The sequence below is a fragment of the Brevibacillus sp. GCM10020057 genome (genome assembly GCF_042683565.1).
In the GTDB taxonomy this organism is placed as follows: Bacteria; Bacillota; Bacilli; order Brevibacillales; family Brevibacillaceae; genus Brevibacillus.
This window is the reverse complement of sequence record NZ_JBHUJW010000034.1, coordinates 1-17,054: the sequence shown is the minus strand read 5'-3', so window position 1 is coordinate 17,054 and position 17,054 is coordinate 1. Positions and strand designations below refer to the sequence as shown.

The window sequence follows — 17,054 nt, the reverse complement described above, 5'->3', positions numbered from 1 at the left end:
AATCGCGCATGGAAGCATTCGGCTTGCACCAGGTATCGTTGCCGCTGTCCTTTTGGAACGATCGGGTATACGCCTATATGGGGCAGACAGACGGGAAATGGACGCTCGTGGATACGGGCATTTACGGCAGCGACACGCGCAAGGCGTGGGAGGCTGCCTTCGCCCGGCACGGCATCGCTCCGGAGACGGACATCGAGCGCATTTTGCTGACCCATCATCACGCAGATCATTTCGGCTTTGCCGGAGAAATGCAGCAGTGGACAGGAGCGCAGGTGCTGCTGCCGACCGTGGAGCAAGAGCTGGCGGCGCACGCCTGGACCCCGGAAGGCTTTCGCGCGTTTTACCGCGCACAGGGGCTGCCGGAGGAGATCATCAGCGAGCTTGCGGACAATGCTACGGCGATGAACCGGCAGATTCCTCCGGTTCCGCAGGATGTGGCAGACTTGCCGGAAAACACAACGTATCGCATCGGGGAGCTTATGTTTGAAGCCCTGAAAATGCCCGGACATACGAGCGGTCATATATGCTTCTACAATCGGGACGAGCAAATCCTGATTTCCGGCGATCACTTCACGCGCGAGGTAATTCCGTACATCTCTTACCACGGCTACGGGGACGAAAATCCGCTGGCGACGTACCTTGATACGCTTCGCCGGATGAGGAGCCTCCCGATCTCCCTCGTCCTCCCGGGGCACGGTCCGGCGTTCACGGATGCACAGGAGAGGCTGGAGGAGCTGCTGGCACATTTTATGGCCAGGCTGGAGCGGGTGCGTGAAATCGTGGGTGCAGACATGACTGCCTACGAGGTGTCCCAGGCATTGGCGGCAAAGGAGCTGCCTCATTTTCAGCAGTGGATTCTGCTCGGGGAGACGAACGCCTATTTGCGTTATCTCGCCGAGCAGGGAGAGCTTGCCGTGGACACGGAAGCGAGCGTTGTACGATACAGTCAGAAATGAGAGAGGGGAGCTTCGGACATGGCGCCGCAATCACACGATCATCAAAAGCCAGGACAGACGTCTTTGGACAAGGAGATTCATACCGATTTTGCCAAGGAAATGACTTACGGAGACTATCTGCAGCTCGACAAGATCTTGTCGAGTCAAGTGATGCAGTCCACGCAGCACGATGAAATGCTGTTCATCATCATCCATCAGGTGAGCGAGCTGTGGATGAAGCAAATCCTGCACGAGCTGGCTGCCGCGATGGACTGCATACGCAAAAACGATCTGGAACCGGCCTTCAAGATGTTCGCCCGCGTCTCGCGCATCCAGCAGCAGCTGATCAAGTCGTGGGATGTGCTCTCGACGCTCACGCCTGCGGACTACCTGCAGTTCAGGGACAAACTGGGGCACTCGTCCGGCTTCCAGTCCTACCAGAACCGCTTGATCGAATTTACGCTCGGTTACAAAAACGCCCACGTCCTCGCCGTCTATCAGCACCAGCCGGAGCTGTACGGCCAGCTGCAGCAAGTGCTCGGATCACCCAGCATTTACGATGCGGCGATCATGGCGATGGCGGAGCGCGGCCTGCCGATCGCTCCGGAATGTCTGGACCGGGACTGGTCACAGCCGTACCAGCCCCATGCCAGCGTGGAGCAAGCATGGCTTGCGGTCTACCGCAATGTGAATCAGTATTGGGACCTGTACGAGCTGGCGGAAAAGCTGGTCGACATCGCGAGCCAGCAGCAGCAGTGGCGTTTTAACCACATGACGACCGTGGAGCGGATCATCGGCCAAAAGCCAGGGACAGGCGGCTCTGCCGGCGTGGCGTATTTGCGACGGGCGCTGGACCACCGTTTTTTCCCTGAATTGTGGAGTATGAGGACTTTGCTGTAACCTTTTTGCAAAGCCTAACTTACTGAATTTTTCCGAAACAGACCAAAATTTGTGTATAGTTTCCTCCTCTTCGGGACATGACTAGAACCGAGAGGAGGTTTACCAAGAAATGAATGGAAAGCTGTCAGTAAGTCTCATCGCCCTGCTGATTGTGGTTCTGACAGGCTTTGCGAGCGATGGATACGGCTATAATGCAGTAGGAGACCGCAGTATCCAGACTGCATTCGGAATCAGGGAAACAAAAGACGGGCAGCGGGTCGTCAAAAAACGGACCGTCTCTGCCAGTTCCTTCACTCAAGTCATCGATAAAAACGACCTGTTGCTGGATCAGTATCCAAAGGTACGTGTCATAGCGACGGGCTATTACGCCGGATACGAATCGACGGGAAAAAATCCGTCTCATCCGTCTTACGGGATTACATATTCAGGCGTCAAAGTGCGAAGAGACGATTATTCGACCATTGCTGCCGACCTGAGCATTTTTCCCATCGGAACGGTGCTGTACATCCCCGGATACGGGTACGGGGTCGTGGCAGACAAAGGCGGTGCCATTCGCGGACATAAGATTGACCTGTACTTTGAAACCAAGCAGGACGTGTTCAAGCAATGGGGGAAAAAAGCAGTGGATGTCTATGTCGTAAAACGCGGAGACGGCAAGCTGACGGAAGCCTATTTGAACAGCCTGAATCAGAACGGCATCGAGGCGATGGCAGAAGTCACGAATTGATGCACAAAAGTAAACCGCATAAGCAAGCTGGCAAAGATGCTGCAAGGCAGCAGGAAAGCAAAACAAAAACGTTCAGGCACAATCAGGCTCTGAACGTTTTTTGTTGCGGGTGGATGAGGGAGGCGAGCTGCTCCAGTCCGTCGAGAATGCGGGGAGAAGGGCGGCAGTACAGACCTTCCTCGAGCAGATGGACGCGTCCTTGGCGAATGGCGTCCATCTCCTGCCATTCCGGCCGTTCCGTAATCATGGCAGGCTTGATTCGTTTCAGTTCAATGCCGCACCAGACGACGCAGATGTGATCCGGATCGCGCTCCCGGACCATCTCGCGTGTCGCCTTTACATTGGCTTCAGGATAGTCGCTGAACACATTGACGGCGCCGACGATCTCGCTCACGTCCGTCAGCCAGTTTCCCCGCCCGGGGGTGTAGATCGGGTTGGGCCACCATTCCCAGTACAGCCTGGTCTTCGCGGGAAACTGCGCGGCCGTTTGTCGGATGGTTTCTACTCTTTCGGCAAAACGGGACGCGAGCTGTTCTGCCTGCGTGCGCGTATCCGTCGCTTCACCGACCAGGCGAATATCGGCGGCAATATCGGCAATGCGGGACGGATTTAAGACGATGTGCGGGATTCCCCGCGCCTGGAGAGCCTCCACGTTTGCTTCCATGCCGGGGACGCTGAGGGAAGCGACGACCAGATCGGGCGCGAGAGCCGCGACGCGATCCATGTCAATGGAAAGATCCGGCCCTACTCTGGGCAAGTGCTGCCACTCGGGCGGCCAGTCGGAATGATCGTCCAACCCGACGACTTGCTCGCCGAGACCAAGGGCGTAGAGGATTTCCGTATTGCTCGGACAGATGGAAACGATGCGCATGCGAGATCCCCCCTTTGGATATGCCTTAAAAGAACGGGTGTACGAGGAGCGCGATCATGACCCCCAGCCAGCCGCCGATCAGCACCTCGATCGGTTGATGGCCGAGCAGCTCCTTCAGTTTTTTGGCCTTTTCCTGGTTCGGACGCACCTTCAGCGATTTCATCCCTTCCAGCAGATGGTTGAACTCATCCACCAGCTTGTTCAGGACGACTGCCTGCATCCCGGCATGGCGGCGAACGCCTGCCGCGTCGAACATCACGATCACGCCGAGAATGGCGGAGACGGCGAACATATTGCTGCCAAAGCCTTCCCGCAGGCCGACCGCCGTGGAGAGAGCGGTTACAGCCGAAGAGTGCGAACTGGGCATGCCGCCGGTACTGAGCATCAGCGACCATTGCCATGTTTTGGTAGCGAAATAATTGAGGGGAATTTTGATAAATTGGGCGATTCCTATGGCAAGCAGCGCAGCCCATAAGGGGAAGTTTTCTAAAAGATCCGCCACGGAAAATCCATTCCTTTCTACTGTACGCTTCTTTCGTTTATTGTAACAGAAGGGCGAGGTCTCCATCCGTGAAGTTTTCGTTTGGATGTTACGGGCCGCCAATCTGTGATACCATAAGGAAGACGGTTGCCAAAGGAAACATCCGGAAGCGGACGTTTGCTCGCAGCAGCGCTCCTTATCAGCTTCATGGAGCGTTTCACGCGCTTTTTTGGTTGCTGCGGTGAAACGAAGGGGTGAGCATCCATGCAGTATCCGGTTCAGTACCTGCAGTTCATTGAGAAATTCAATGAAGGCGAATACTACGAATGCCATGATCTGCTGGAGGAAATCTGGATGGAAGACAAATCCGACAAGTTTTTGCAAGGGCTCTTGCAGTTGGCCGTCGGACTTTATCATCGGGAATGCGGCAATATCAAAGGAGCCCGCTGGATGTTGGGCAATGCGAAAAAATATTTGGGCCGTTACGGTCCTGCCCGCTGGGGTCTGGACCTGGTGGAAATCCTGCGTTACATAGAGATTTGCGAGAGCGCTCTACCTGATGTTGACGCCATTCCATATGAAAAAGCCAAATCCATGGCGTTTCCGTCCTTGCGGTTGCGAATGGACACATCCTAAAACCACAAATGTGCACATAATTGTATCCTATCACAGAGAAAGAGGGAAGAGTATATGGAAGTGAGCGTGGAAAAACGGACACAGCTCGTGACGGCAAAATGTGATGAACTGATCGTCCCGCTGTGGAAGGGTGAAGAGCTGGCCGTGGTGTATCCCGAGCTTGAGGCTGCCTTTGACGGGAGCCTGAGCGTTTTGCAGAAAGAGAAAGAAATCAGCGGCGATGCGAAAGCGGTAGCCGTCATCCACGGCATGGGCAAGATCGCGGCGAAAAAGCTGCTCGTCGTGGGCATGGGAGCACCGGAGTCGTTTGATTTCGTGGCGGCGCGGGGAGCGTGGGGACGCGCTGCCAAGACTGTCGTGTCGAAAGGCAAAGGCAAAACCGTGATGATCGATCTGCCGACGACCGACAAGCTTTCGGCTGAACGTTTGGCGCAGGCAGTGACGGAAGCGTTCGGACTGGCAGAATACCATTATGAAGGCTATCGGCAAAAGCCGAAGCGCGAAGCAGATCCCGTCGCGGCTGTCCGGATATTGGCGGCTGACGATGCGGCAGAGCTGGTGAATGCAGGCGTGCAGCTCGGCCGGGCGCTCGTATCCGGTACCAATCTGGCGCGCACGCTGGTCAATGAGCCAGCCAATTATTTGACGCCGCGAGCGTTGAAAGACGCGATGGTGGACGTCGCCACCCGGCACGGCATGAGCGTGGAAGTGCTGGATCAGGCCAAGCTGGAGGAGATGGGCATGGGCGGCGTGCTGTCGGTAGCCAAAGGAAGCGTGCTTGAGCCGTACGTCATTGTCGTCAAATACCAGGGCAGAGAGGTCTGGGATGACGTGATCGGCCTCGTCGGCAAAGGGGTAACGTTTGACACGGGCGGTATCTCCATCAAGCCGGTAGCGGGCATGGAGGATATGAAGTCGGACATGGGCGGTGCTGCCGCGGTCATCGGCGCCCTGGAGGCATTGGGCCAGATCAAGCCGAAAGTAAACGTGCTGGCTGTCGTCGGTACGGTCGAAAACATGCCGTCGGGTACGGCTTACCGCCCGGGCGATGTCATCACGACGATGAGCGGCAAGACGGTGGAGATTATCACGACGGATGCGGAAGGCCGACTCGTGCTGGCGGACTGCATCACGTACGCGAAGCAGCAGGGCGTCTCGTGCCTGATCGACGCCGCTACGTTGACGGGAGGCATCGTGGTCGCGCTGGGGCACTACTGCTCCGGAGCCATGACGAACAACAAGGAGCTTGTGGCCGAGCTGCTGCACGCGGCCGAGGTCGCGGGCGAGCGTCTGTGGCAGCTGCCGACCTTTGAGGAGTACCGCGAGCTGAACAAGAGCCGTTTTGCCGATTTGAAAAACTCCGGCGGACGCTACGGCCACGGCATCATCGGCGGGGTGTTTTTGCAGGAGTTCGTAGGCGATACGCCGTGGGTGCACCTCGACATCGCGGGCACGGCGTACAATGCGAATACCGGCGACATGCAGCCATCCGGCGGTACCGGCGTCATGACCCGGACGATTGCCCAATTTGTCGCGAGCCGCAGCCAGTCCTGACACAAGGAGCCAATCTCATTTTGCAAGCCAATTCCATTTCCCAAAGGAGTGTTGATAGATGGTACAAAATCCGAGCAACGAAGCACGCCGCGAACTGCTGGAATCGTCCAAAACGATTGCCGTAGTAGGTCTGTCCAACAAGCCGGATCGCACGAGCTACATGGTCGCAGCCGCGATGCAAAACGCGGGCTATCGCATCATCCCGGTCAATCCCGTGATCGCGGGCGAGACGGTCCTGGGTGAAAAAGCCGTCGCCAGCCTGACGGAAATCGACGAGCCGGTAGACATCGTCAACATCTTCCGCAAGAGCGAAGACGTCTTGCCGGTGGCAGAAGAGACGAAGAAAATGAAGCACAAGCCAAAAGCATTCTGGATGCAGCAAGGAATCACCAATGACGAAGCGGCCGCGCTGATGAGCGCAGAAGGCATCGCGGTCATCAACGACCTTTGCATCAAGGTCGATCACGCGCTGCTGCGCGTCGGGAAGTAAGGAGTGGACACCATGTCTTTCAATCAGGCAACAAATGCACAGCGCGACCGCATCCCGCCCAACCAGAAGCAGACGACAGGCTTTCCGGTGCTCCATTACGGAGAGGTTCCGCAGTATACGGATCTGGCCACCGAGTGGAGCTTCCGCATCTTCGGGCTGGTCGAGGAAGAAGTTACGCTGACCTACGAACAAATGATGGCGCTGCCCAAAGGGACCGCGACCAACGACATCCACTGCGTGACGGGATGGAGCAAGCTGGACAACGAGTGGGAAGGCATCCCGGTAGAGGAAGTGGTCAAGCTTGTCAAGGTGAAGCCGGAAGCCAAGTACGTCATGCTGCACGCCGAGCACGGCTGGACCGCCAACGTGCCGCTGAAAGACTTCCTCGCGCCGGGAAACCTGTTCGCCACCAAGCACAACGGAGCGGACCTGACGCCTGACCACGGCTGGCCGCTGCGCTTCGTCATTCCCCACCTGTACTTCTGGAAGAGCGCCAAATGGGTGCGCGGCATCGAGTTCATGGAGAAAGACAGGCAAGGCTTCTGGGAGAAGAACGGGTATAATATGTATGGCGATCCCTGGAAAGAGCAGCGTTTTGCCTGGGATTAAATGATCTTTCCTTCAATAAATATTTTTCATGGAGGAAGCAGCAGGTTAACTGATTCAACACCGCTTTACTTATTCAACAACAGTTTGCATTTTCTTCCTGCGAGAGTATAATGCAAGTTAGAGATAATCGCTACTGTTCTATATATGGAAGATAGGACAAAAGTGAACGGGGCTGTCTCAAATGTCAATGTTTTGACTTGGAGACGCCCCTTTTGTCGTTTTTTCGCAATTTTGCCCTTTTGGGACAGCCCTGTTTTGATGGGGTAATGATCACTTGGTTTTACAATATTTCGTGGACCTGCAAGAGACCCGACGACCAGGACTGCCTGCTTTCTCTCCATAAGTGCCCACAACGATTTCTGAGAGCAGGATTTGCACGACCAGTTTTTGAGCTCTCGTTCAGGTCAGCATGAGCAGCACGATCAGCGCTGACCAGCCTATAGGAAACACCACGCAGAATACATAATCGATCTTGTGGAAGGAGTCAATGTTTATGTCTGTTTCTGTTTCAGATGAGCAATTGAATTTTTTAAGGAAAGCAGACTGGCTGTTTGGGGGAGTAGGGGAGCCGAAATGGCGCCAAATTGATTTGGACAATAATGTTTTTGTAGAGAGCCCTTCCAGTGTCCACCTTCCTGATGGGATAAGAAATATAATTGTAGGCAGAAATACATATGCCCTGGGGGGTGGAATGATTACCGGAAACACATATATTGGACGCTACTGCTCGATTAGTCTCAACGTTAACCTGGGTTCTTCCAATCATAACATTCAGGCGCTGGGTACAGGTATTCTCACGCATGATATGTGGCATGGAGAACAGGAGGATTTGGGAGAGCCGACGTATGTCGGGTGTGATGTTTGGATCGGTTTGAATGCTACTGTTCTTGGCGGTGTAAAAGTAGGTCATGGTGCGGTAATCGGGGCGGGAGCTGTTGTTACAAAAGACGTTCCACCTTATGCAGTAGTTGGTGGAGTACCTGCGCGAATCATAAAATATCGTTTTGACGAGGGAACGATATCAAAATTGCTGACTTTAGAATGGTGGAAACTTGATCCAATGACAATTGAAAGGCTGCCGAAAAACGATATTCAACGATCCATCAAACTTTTGGAAATCGAGCGTAGCCTAATGAAGTGAAGCGGATTTAGTCGTGATATGACGATCTGTAGTAGAGCCAGGGGGTACTTTCCTGGTTTCAGACTGTCGACAAAGTCAATTGTCGGCAGTTTTTATTTTGTCTTATATATTTATTCACCGCGTTAATATGTTATAAGGCATGAGAAGTGCCATCAGGAGGAGGTGAAGGTCAGTACGACTGATCCTGAGGCGGATGAGAGTGGTTTTTTCGCGTTGCGAGAAAAAAAGAAAATGATTTACAATAAATAGCAATCATTTATAACCCTATACAAACCGAAGCGGGAGGCGGCAGTCATGGCAATCCGTAGCATAAAACTAAAGCTAAAAACCCGAACAGGCCCGGAAGCGCGAAACCTCCGAAAGGGAATATGGCGGACGCATCGGTTATTAAATGAAGGCGTCGCCTATTACATGAAAATGCTTTTGCTCTTTCGTCAGGAAAGCACTGGTGAACAATCAAAAGAAGAAATAAAGGAAGAACTGATTCGCCATATACGCGAACAGCAACAGCGAAATCAGGCAGATACAAATACGCAAGCGCTTCCACTGGATAAGGCACTCCAAGCATTGCGCCAACTATATGAACTGCTTGTTCCATCCTCAGTCGGACAAAGTGGCGATGCCCAAATCATCAGCCGAAAGTTTCTCAGCCCGCTCGTCGATCCGAAAAGTGAAGGTGGAAAAGGAACTTCAAAGGCAGGTGCAAAGCCCGCTTGGCAGAAGAAAAAGGAAGCAAACGACCCGACTTGGGAACAAGATTACGAAAAATGGAAAAAAAGACGCGAAGAAGACCCGACGGCTACTGTGATTGCTACTTTGGAGGAATACGGCATTAAGCCGCTCTTTTCCCTGTACACGAACACCGTATCAAAGACAACGGATGTCATTAATGACATGTATGCAGACAGGAGAGATATCGAGTGGTTGCCGTTGCAGTCCAATCAGTATGTCCGAACTTGGGACAGAGACATGTTGCAACAGGCGATTGAAAGACTGCTTAGCTGGGAGAGCTGGAACAAACGAGTCCAGGAAGAGTATGCCAAGCTGGAAGAAAAAATGGCCCAACTGAACAAGCAGCTCGAAGGCGGTCAGGAATGGATCAGCTTGCTCGAACAGTACGAAGAAAAACGAGAACAAGAGCTAATCGACAATGGTACCGCCACCAATGACAAGTATCGGATTACCAAGCGGCAAATGAAAGGCTGGAACGAATTGTACGAGATATGGTCGACTTTTCCACCCAATGCCAGCCACGAGCAATACAAAGAGGCGCTCAAACGAGTGCAGCAGCGATTGAGAGGCCGGTTTGGGGATGCACATTTCTTCCAGTATCTGATGAAAGAGGAGAAACGCCTGATCTGGAAAGGGAATCCTCAGCGCATCCATTATTTCGTCGCACGCAACGAGCTGACAAAGCGGCTAAAGGAGGCCAAGCAAGGTGCTGCGCTGACGTTGCCCCATACCCGAAGGCATCCGTTGTGGGTGCGCTTCGATGCACGGGGAGGAAACCTGCAAGACTACTATTTGACGGTTGATTCGGACAAACCGAGAAGCAAATATTTTGTGACGTTTAGTAATTTGATTTGGCCAAGCGAAACGGGATGGATGGAAAAGAAAGACGTCGAGGTCGAGCTTGCTTTATCGAAGCAGTTTTACCAGCAGGTGACATTGCGGAAAAATGACAAAGGAAAGCAAGAAATCGAGTTCAAAGACAAAGGTTCGGGCTCGACGTTTAGCGGCCACTTGGGGGGAGCAAAGCTACAACTGGAACGGGGCGATTTGGAGAAGGAAGAAAAAAACTTCGAGGACGGGGAGATCGGCAGCGTTTACCTTAACGTTGTCATAGACTTCGATCCTTTGCATCAGGTGAAAAATGGCCGCTTGCAAGCGCCGTATGGACAAGTGTTGAAACTCGTTCGTCGCCCCAATGAGTTTCCAAAGGTTGTTACCTATAAGTCAGAGGAACTTGTTGAATGGATGAAGGCTTCGCCGCAGCATTCGCTCGGGGTGGACTCGCTGGCATCCGGTTTTCGCGTAATGAGTATAGACCTTGGGCTACGAACGGCTGCGGCGACTTCCGTTTTTGCCGTAGAAGAGAGCAGTGACGAGAATGCGGCTGATTTTTCCTATGGGCTGGAAGGAACGCCGCTGGTCGCTGTTCATCAGCGGAGTTATATGCTAAGACTGCCTGGTGAACAGATAGAAAAACAGGTGAGGGAAAGACGGGACGGGCGTTTCCAGCAACACCAACGCGTGAAGTTTCAGATCAGACTGCTTACTCAAATGATGCGACTGGCAAATAAGCAGCGTGGAGACCGCTGGGACGAACTCGACATCTTGAAACAAGCAGTTGAGCAGAAAAAGTCACCGCTCGATCAAACAGATCGGAGATTTTGGGAGAGGATTGTCCGTGATTTGACAAATGCTTCGCCTCGAAACGAAGCGGAATGGGAACAAGCAGTGGTGCAAATGCACCGAACAGCAGAGGAATACGTCGGAAAAGTCGTTCAGGCATGGCGCAAGCGCTTTGCTGCTGACGAGCGTAAAGGCATCGCTGGACTAAGCATGTGGAACATAGAGGAATTAGAAGGTTTGCGCAAGCTGTTGATTTCCTGGAATCGCCGGACGAGAAAACCGCAGGAAGTTAACCGCTTTGAACGGGGGCATACCAGTCATAAGCGTCTGCTGAACCATATCCAAAACGTCAAGGAGGATCGCCTGAAGCAGTTAAGTCACGCCATTGTCATGACTGCCTTGGGGTACGTGTACGACGATCAGAAACAAGAGTGGTACGCCAAATACCCGGCTTGCCAAATCATTCTGTTTGAGAATCTGAGTCAGTACCGTTCCAATCTGGATCGTTCGACGAAAGAAAACTCCACCTTGATGAAATGGGCGCACCGCAGCATTCCGAAATACGTTCACATGCAGGCAGAGCCATACGGGATTCAGATTGGCGATGTCCGGGCGGAATATTCCTCTCGTTTCCATGCCAAGACGGGCACGCCAGGCATTCGCTGTAAAAGGTTGAGCGGCCAGGATCTGCAAGGCAGTCGGTTTGAGAACTTGCAGAAGCGATTGGTCAACGAACAATTTTTGACGGAAGAGCAAGTGAGAAAGCTAAAGCCCGGCGACATTGTCCCGGATGACAGCGGGGAGTTGTTCATGACCTTGACAGATGGGCGCGGTGGCAAAGAGGTCGTGTTTCTCCAGGCCGACATCAACGCGGCGCAAAATCTGCAAAAACGTTTTTGGCAGCGGTACAATGAACTGTTCAAGGTTAGCTGCCGCGTCATTGTCCGAGACGAGAAAGAGTATCTCGTTCCCAAGACAAAGTCGGTGCAGGCGAAGCTGGGCAAAGGGCTTTTTGTGAAAAAATCGGATACAGCTCTGGGGGATGTATATGTATGGGACAGCCAGGCCAAGCTGAAAGATAAAACAACCTTTATTGAAGAGTCTGAGTCGCCCGAACAACTGGAAGATTTTCAGGAAATCATCGAGGAAGCGGAAGAGGCAAAAGGAACGTACCGTACACTGTTCCGCGACCCGAGCGGAGTCTTTTTCCCCGAATTTGTATGGCATACCCAAAAAGAGTTTTGGGGCGGGGTGAAAAGAAAACTGTACGCAAAGTTGCGGGAGAGGCTTTTGGCGAAGGTTCGGTAAGGGTGTGCAAGGAGAGTGAGTGGCTTGTCCTGGATACCTGTTCGCATGCTCAATGAAATTCAGTATTGTGAACGACTGTACCATATCATGCATGTGCAAGGACTGTTCGAGGAGAGCGCAGACACCGTCGAAGGAGCAGCACAACACAGGCGTGCAGAGACTCATTTGCGCAAAAGTAAGGCGGCTCCGGAAGAGATGTGGGAGGAGGCTCCGCTTAGCTTGCAGCTTGGCGATCCTGTGCTTGGCATTACGGGAAAACTGGATGCTGTCTGCCTGGAAGAAAGCAACCAATGGGTTCCGGTCGAAGGAAAGCATTCGGCGTCGCCAGAAGGCGGGAAGAAGTTTACGGTAGGCGAGTATTCGCTTGACGGCTCTGCCTGGCCCAACGACCAGATTCAGTTGTGTGCGCAAGGCTTGCTGCTTCGCGCGAATGGATATGCATCCGATTACGGCTACTTATACTATCGCGGCAATAAAAAGAAGGTTCGCATTCTCTTTACGCAGGAACTCATAGCGGCTACCCACGACTGCATTCAGAAAGCGCATCAGCTTCGCGAAGCCGAGACCCCTCCTCCGTTGCAGGACTCGAATAAATGCTTTCGCTGCTCGTTAAATTACGTCTGCCTGCCTGACGAGACGAATTATATGCTGGGCTTGAGCGCAAACATCCGAAAAATTGTGCCAAGCCGTCCAGATGGCGGGGTGCTGTATGTCACGGAGCAAGGGGCGAAGCTGGGCAGAAGCGGAGACAGCTTGACGATCACTTGCCGGGGCGAAAAGATAGACGAAATCCCGATCAAAGACTTGATTCATGTGAGCTTGATGGGCAATGTGCAATGCTCTACGCAGCTTTTGCACGCCTTGATGAACTGTGGCGTTCACGTCAGCTACTTGACGACACACGGTACATTGACGGGGATAACGACTCCCCCTTTATCGAAAAATATTCGGACGAGAGCCAGGCAGTTTATCAAATTCCAGCATGAAAAGATCGCCCTTGGCATCGCCAGCAGAGTCGTGTATGCGAAAATTTCCAACCAGCGCACGATGCTGCGCCGCAATGGCGCACCAGACAAAGCGGTTTTAAAAGAGTTAAAGGAGCTTCGCGATCGCGCGCTGGAGGCGCCATCATTGGAAATCGTGAGAGGCATCGAGGGGCGTGCAGCACAGTTGTACATGCAGTTTTTCCCTACCATGTTAAAGAAACCGATTGTAGACGGTTCCGCGATCATGAACGGTCGAAACCGTCGCCCGCCCAAGGACCCGGTCAATGCGCTGCTATCCCTGGGCTATACGCTTCTTTCGCGGGATGTTTACTCCGCTTGTGCCAATGTCGGACTCGATCCGCTGTATGGCTTTTTTCATACAGTGGAGCCGGGCAGACCAGCTTTGGCCCTAGATCTGATGGAGCCGTTTCGCGCCTTGATTGCCGATAGCGTGGCGATTCGCACCCTGAATACAGAGGAACTCACTCTCGAGGACTTTTATTGGGGAAAAGACAGCTGCTATTTGAAAAAGGCGGGAAGGCAAACGTATTTCGCCGCCTATGAAAGACGGATGAATGAGACCCTGATGCATCCGCAATTTGGGTACAAGCTCAGCTATCGCCGTATGCTGGAGATGGAAGCAAGGTTTTTGGCCCGGTATCTGGACGGAGAGCTGGCGGAATATATGCCGCTCATGACAAGGTAGGAAATGCCCATGCGACAATTTGTTCTGGTAAGCTACGATATTGCCGATCAAAAGCGCTGGAGAAAAGTATTCAAACTGATGAAAGGGCAAGGCGAGCATGTCCAGTATTCGGTGTTTCTGTGCCAACTCACCGAGATTCAACAAGCCAAGCTAAAGGTAAGCCTGTCTGAACTGGTTCATCATGGAGAAGACCAGGTCATGTTTGTAAGAATTGGTCCCGTGACGAAAGATCAATTGAGCAAACGGATTTCAACAGTCGGCAGGGAGTTTCTGCCTCGCGATCTGACCAAGTTTATCTATTGATTAGGCAGAATGCTGGTTGTAACTAAGGTGGAAAAAGAGTAAAATAAAGGTGTGAATCGCATGCTATAGGCTATAAGTCGATTCACATATCCGTGCGTGTGCATTATAGGCTCGTCCACAGGTCTATTCCCACGGATAATCACGACTTTCCACTAAGCTTTCGAATTGTATGATGCGAGCATCCTCTCAGGCCAAAAAAGTCGGAGGATGCTCGCACTCTTTGCGGGAGTAGGCTTCTCGGAGCTTTGTCAGGGGAAAAATCCTCGATGGAAAAGAGAAATGAAGCATGAGATTTGACTTGCTCGAAAAACGGCTCTTTAGGGCTTGCGGTTGCAGGGATTGAAGAGCAAGGAGTTCGAAAGCTTAGTGGAAAGCTTCGTGGTTAGCACGTACCGATGCTTAATCCGACTGCGAGACCACCGAGGCCCATCGTTCGAAAGCTTAGTGGAAAGCTTCGTGGTTAGCACTGTGCAGCAGCAGCTCTTCTGTCCTGGAGTGGTTCGGGTTCGAAAGCTTAGTGGAAAGCTTCGTGGTTAGCACTGACTGGTATCTCTACAACGACGCGCGCATTGTGAGTTCGAAAGCTTAGTGGAAAGCTTCGTGGTTAGCACAAGACAGCAGAAAGATCATAGAGAAGCCAAATATGAACAGTTCGAAAGCTTAGTGGAAAGCTTCGTGGTTAGCACTTGGCGCGGCCAAACGATCTGTGGGCGGTGATGTATGATGTTCGAAAGCTTAGTGGAAAGCTTCGTGGTTAGCACAAATGGACATGACACAAGTAAAGCTCTCTTGGCAAGATGTTCGAAAGCTTAGTGGAAAGCTTCGTGGTTAGCACCTGGTTGCGACGTACATCTTCGTCAAACATGTTTGGTTCGAAAGCTTAGTGGAAAGCTTCGTGGTTAGCACGAAAGTGCGCTAGAAGATGCTAACTACCACAGTATCGTTCGAAAGCTTAGTGGAAAGCTTCGTGGTTAGCACGTCCTGTAAGATGTCCCAGCCTAGACCGGATGTCTAGGTTCGAAAGCTTAGTGGAAAGCTTCGTGGTTAGCACTGCCCGTAGACACGGTTTTGACGGTTTTGGGGCTGTGTTCGAAAGCTTAGTGGAAAGCTTCGTGGTTAGCACCTTATTACTAGTCAGAGATCCGGCGGTTAAAGAAAGGTTCGAAAGCTTAGTGGAAAGCTTCGTGGTTAGCACTTTGGATCACGACGAATCCAAAGAGGCAAGATTATCTGGTTCGAAAGCTTAGTGGAAAGCTTCGTGGTTAGCACTTTAGTCAGTTGATGAAAAACTATGATCGTAATAAAACGTTCGAAAGCTTAGTGGAAAGCTTCGTGGTTAGCACTATGTATTTTTTCTCAAGTGCTGATCTTAAATTAACGTTCGAAAGCTTAGTGGAAAGCTTCGTGGTTAGCACAATCGTGGTGGACCAAAGGCTCGACTTCTATGCCAAGTTCGAAAGCTTAGTGGAAAGCTTCGTGGTTAGCACTGTAAAAAAGCTGCCGGTTAGAAATTGACCATTGGTTGTTCGAAAGCTTAGTGGAAAGCTTCGTGGTTAGCACACCGAGGGTGACGATAGAGCGGAAGCGACTGGCTCCCTGTTCGAAAGCTTAGTGGAAAGCTTCGTGGTTAGCACCCCAAATTAAAAGGGACAGGGCGTCGTCAGCAGCCGAAGTTCGAAAGCTTAGTGGAAAGCTTCGTGGTTAGCACTAATGTAAGCATGCTTTATATCTCCTTTGTTTTAAAAGTTCGAAAGCTTAGTGGAAAGCTTCGTGGTTAGCACACAAAAACCACGTTGCTAATCCCGGAAGTCTTGAAGTTCGAAAGCTTAGTGGAAAGCTTCGTGGTTAGCACTCTAAGATTGGCGCGGTTGCGACGAAAGTTTCAGAGTTCGAAAGCTTAGTGGAAAGCTTCGTGGTTAGCACGCTTCCCCAGCTGCAGCTGCAATTTCATCTGCTGAGTTCGAAAGCTTAGTGGAAAGCTTCGTGGTTAGCACCATGGATGCAGCGCGAATGAGCATAAACGCACCAGCGTTCGAAAGCTTAGTGGAAAGCTTCGTGGTTAGCACCGCAAAAATCTTCTTGCAGAGATTGTAGCTGTTCGAGTGTTCGAAAGCTTAGTGGTTAGCACGGGTACCACTTTTACCAGCGGACGCGTGACATTGCGTCCGAATGCTCAGTGCAAAGCTTCGTGATTAGCACGATCACTGCCAAAACTCAACCGCCGTTCTTGGTTACTGAGCCCATAAAACTTCACAAAAATTTGATAAATAAAAGCAAGCGATTAGAAATATTTTCAATTTAATACTTGAAAATTCGCCCCCTATCAACCGCAGTATTACAGATAGGGGGTCGATTATTAGCACATATTTTGGAGGGGTGGCTGTGTACTATGTATATGTGTTTACTTTGGTAATTACCGTGATACTAGGTATGGGTCTTTATCCAGTTTCAAAGAAATACAATAAACATAAGATCATATTAATACACTTGATTGCTGTAATCATTTTTACTCTGTTTAGCTTAGTGATGGCGATAAAGGTGAAAATGTAAATTATTACCTCAAAAGAGAACGGCGGGATAGTATATCAATATCTGATATACGAAAGTGCTTTTCATGGAGGTAGGTGAGGCAATTCGTTGTACAGGACGAATCGTTAAAGTATTTACCGAGACTGGCGATAAAGACATGGACTGGTTTTATGATCAAATCATGCGTGACAAGCATAACAATCCGATGTCCGGCTTAAAATTGGGAAACCAAATATCGTTTCATGATGCCCAATCAGCTCGAAAGATGCTTCGATTGCATGGTGCCTGGATAATGAACGAGGAAGAGGAGAACCAACTCGCTTCTAGGGCGAAAAATCAATAACGGCCGGGGAAATGTCCCTGGCTTATTTATTTTTGAGGTCTGTTAGTGGCGCCTACCATTACTGTGTTTTGCAAGTAGAAAATGCTCAGTTTTGCAGCCAAAATTGCCTAAGCACTTGCCAGCCGTTTGTAACTACAGAGGAATTCTATCCATTGCCTGCTTGAAACGGAAGCTTTCGCC

The 17,054-nt window shown here is 51.5% G+C and carries 14 protein-coding genes and 1 CRISPR repeat array; of the genes, 12 read left to right on the top strand and 2 right to left on the bottom strand.

Features of this window, described 5'->3' with window-relative positions:
• Positions 1-8 precede the first annotated feature (8 nt).
• The 3 genes from ACFSO0_RS10410 to ACFSO0_RS10400 all read left to right on the top strand — a co-directional run bounded on the left by ACFSO0_RS10410 (position 9) and on the right by ACFSO0_RS10400 (position 2,562).
• A complete protein-coding gene (locus ACFSO0_RS10410; protein ID WP_376879707.1) occupies positions 9-956 on the top strand; it encodes an MBL fold metallo-hydrolase in 948 nt (315 codons plus the stop codon).
• Between the two features lie 18 nt (positions 957-974).
• Complete coding sequence (kynA, locus tag ACFSO0_RS10405; protein ID WP_376879705.1) at positions 975-1,835, top strand: tryptophan 2,3-dioxygenase; 861 nt, start codon at positions 975-977, stop codon at positions 1,833-1,835.
• Positions 1,836-1,944: 109 nt separating this feature from the next.
• Positions 1,945-2,562, top strand: a complete 618-nt coding sequence (locus tag ACFSO0_RS10400) for a 3D domain-containing protein (protein ID WP_376879702.1) — start codon at positions 1,945-1,947, stop codon at positions 2,560-2,562.
• A gap of 82 nt (positions 2,563-2,644) precedes the next feature.
• Here ACFSO0_RS10400 and ACFSO0_RS10395 read toward each other — a convergent pair whose 3' ends face one another.
• Positions 2,645-3,433, bottom strand: a complete 789-nt coding sequence (locus tag ACFSO0_RS10395; RefSeq protein WP_376879699.1) for a cobalamin-binding protein — start codon at positions 3,431-3,433, stop codon at positions 2,645-2,647.
• A gap of 25 nt (positions 3,434-3,458) precedes the next feature.
• On the bottom strand, positions 3,459-3,935 hold the full coding sequence (locus ACFSO0_RS10390) for a divergent PAP2 family protein (protein ID WP_376879697.1): 477 nt from the start codon (positions 3,933-3,935) through the stop codon (positions 3,459-3,461).
• A 243-nt stretch (positions 3,936-4,178) separates the two neighbouring features.
• On the opposite strand from ACFSO0_RS10390, the gene ACFSO0_RS10385 reads away from it, so the two are divergent.
• From ACFSO0_RS10385 to ACFSO0_RS10345, 9 genes are all read left to right on the top strand, one after another.
• Positions 4,179-4,550 carry a DUF309 domain-containing protein gene (locus ACFSO0_RS10385; protein ID WP_376879694.1) on the top strand — a complete coding sequence of 124 codons (372 nt, stop codon included), beginning with the start codon at positions 4,179-4,181 and terminating at the stop codon, positions 4,548-4,550.
• A gap of 54 nt (positions 4,551-4,604) precedes the next feature.
• Positions 4,605-6,104: a leucyl aminopeptidase gene (locus tag ACFSO0_RS10380; RefSeq protein ID WP_376879691.1), complete on the top strand. Its 1,500-nt coding sequence runs from the start codon at positions 4,605-4,607 to the stop codon at positions 6,102-6,104.
• Between the two features lie 58 nt (positions 6,105-6,162).
• Positions 6,163-6,594 (top strand): CoA-binding protein, encoded by a 432-nt coding sequence (locus ACFSO0_RS10375; protein ID WP_376879689.1) that lies wholly within the window; start codon positions 6,163-6,165, stop codon positions 6,592-6,594.
• A gap of 12 nt (positions 6,595-6,606) precedes the next feature.
• Complete coding sequence (locus ACFSO0_RS10370) at positions 6,607-7,203, top strand: sulfite oxidase-like oxidoreductase (protein ID WP_376879686.1); 597 nt, start codon at positions 6,607-6,609, stop codon at positions 7,201-7,203.
• A 493-nt stretch (positions 7,204-7,696) separates the two neighbouring features.
• Entirely contained in the window at positions 7,697-8,344 is a 648-nt protein-coding gene (locus ACFSO0_RS10365) for a CatB-related O-acetyltransferase (protein WP_376879684.1), read from the top strand.
• Between the two features lie 411 nt (positions 8,345-8,755).
• Complete coding sequence (gene cas12b, locus ACFSO0_RS10360) at positions 8,756-12,007, top strand: type V CRISPR-associated protein Cas12b (RefSeq protein WP_376879682.1); 3,252 nt, start codon at positions 8,756-8,758, stop codon at positions 12,005-12,007.
• 24 nt (positions 12,008-12,031) lie between these two features.
• Positions 12,032-13,699: a CRISPR-associated endonuclease Cas4g/Cas1g gene (gene cas4g/cas1g, locus ACFSO0_RS10355; protein WP_376879679.1), complete on the top strand. Its 1,668-nt coding sequence runs from the start codon at positions 12,032-12,034 to the stop codon at positions 13,697-13,699.
• Between the two features lie 9 nt (positions 13,700-13,708).
• Positions 13,709-14,002 carry a CRISPR-associated endonuclease Cas2 gene (cas2, locus tag ACFSO0_RS10350; protein WP_376879677.1) on the top strand — a complete coding sequence of 98 codons (294 nt, stop codon included), beginning with the start codon at positions 13,709-13,711 and terminating at the stop codon, positions 14,000-14,002.
• Between the two features lie 353 nt (positions 14,003-14,355).
• Positions 14,356-16,068: direct repeats of the CRISPR family, unit length 36 nt; unit sequence GTTCGAAAGCTTAGTGGAAAGCTTCGTGGTTAGCAC.
• A 548-nt stretch (positions 16,069-16,616) separates the two neighbouring features.
• Entirely contained in the window at positions 16,617-16,874 is a 258-nt protein-coding gene (locus ACFSO0_RS10345; RefSeq protein WP_376879674.1) for a hypothetical protein, read from the top strand.
• Positions 16,875-17,054 lie beyond the last annotated feature (180 nt).